The sequence below is a fragment of the Siccirubricoccus deserti genome, from assembly GCF_014283215.1.
GTDB classification, from domain to species: domain Bacteria; phylum Pseudomonadota; class Alphaproteobacteria; order Acetobacterales; family Acetobacteraceae; genus Siccirubricoccus; species Siccirubricoccus deserti.
In genome coordinates this window covers 1-1,373 of record NZ_JACOMF010000216.1, presented here as the reverse complement: position 1 = coordinate 1,373, position 1,373 = coordinate 1, and the positions used below count along the sequence as shown (strand labels likewise).

Annotated in this window: 1 protein-coding gene; it reads left to right on the top strand. The window is 70.2% G+C overall.

From position 1 onward, the window contains the following. Nucleotides 1–116 precede the first annotated feature (116 nt). Nucleotides 117–1,316, top strand: a complete 1,200-nt coding sequence (locus tag H7965_RS29910; RefSeq protein WP_186774097.1) for an IS256 family transposase — start codon at nucleotides 117–119, stop codon at nucleotides 1,314–1,316. The last annotated feature ends 57 nt before the right edge of the window (nucleotides 1,317–1,373 follow it).

The window sequence follows — 1,373 nt, the reverse complement described above, 5'->3', positions numbered from 1 at the left end:
GATCGCGTCCCGGATGGTGGTGTAGGAGGCGGCCGCTGGGATGATGGCGGTCACCGTGGTGGTTCTCGGTAGGGTTGGGTTGCTGAGACCGACAACCCGAACCTCGGACCGCCACGATGACCGACGACAAGATCGCCCTTCGAGAGATGCTGGAGAAGGGCTCGGACGCCACCTTTCTGCGCGAGATGATCGGCTTTGCCGCCGAGCGGCTAATGGAGTTGGAGGTGGGCGGCCTGACTGGGGCCGCCCATGGCGAGCGCAGCCCCGACCGGCTGGTCCAGCGCAACGGCTACCGCGAGCGGGATTGGCAGACGCGGGCGGGCACCGTCGAGCTGCGGATCCCCCGCCTCCGGCGTGGCTCCTACTTCCCGGCCTTCCTGGAGCCCCGGCGGCTGGCGGAGAAGGCGCTGACGGCGGTGATCCAGGAGGCCTACGTCCACGGCGTCTCGACGCGCTCGGTGGACGACCTCGTTCGCGCCATGGGCCTGGAGGGGGTGAGCCGGAGCCAGGTGTCCCGCCTCTGCGCCGAGATCGACGGCCGCGTCCGCGACTTCCTCGGCCGCCCTATCGAGGGCGACTGGCCCTACCTCTGGCTCGATGCGACCTACGTGAAGGTCCGCGAGGCCGGACGGATCGTCTCGGTCGCCGTCACCATCGCGGTCGGCGTCAATGCGGACGGCCGCCGCGAGGTGCTGGGGATGGCGGTGGGGGCCTCCGAGGCGGAGGCCTTCTGGCTCGACTTCCTCCGTGCCCTGAAGCGGCGCGGCCTGGCGGGCGTGCGGCTCGTCATCTCGGATGCCCACGAAGGGCTCAAGGCGGCGGTGGCGAAGGTGCTCCGCGCCACGTGGCAACGCTGCCGCGTCCATTTCGGCCGCAACGCGCTGGCGCATGCGGGCAAGACCCAGCGCCGCATCGTCTCCGCCTGGATCGGGACCGCCTACGCCCAGGAGGACGCGGCGTCAGCCCACGCCCAGTGGAGGACGGTTGCCGACCAGTTGCGCCCGAAGGTCCCCCGCCTCGCCGCCCTCATGGACGCGGCCGAGGAGGACGTGCTCGCGTTCATGGACTTCCCCGCCGCCCACCGGGCGAAGCTCCACAGCACCAACCCGATCGAGCGCCTCAACGGCGAGATCAAGCGAAGGACGGACGTGGTCGGCATCTTCCCGAACGAGGCCGCCGCCGTGCGGCTGATCGGCGCGATCCTGCTGGAGCAATCCGACGAATGGGCCACCCAGCGCGCCCGCTACATGACGCTGGAAACCATCGGCACCGTCAGCGACAATCCCTCAGTCAGCCTGTCCGCCGTGACAACCTGACCCGGCGGCCCAACCCGCCGAGGACCATCGCTACTACACCATGCGATGGGACACGAC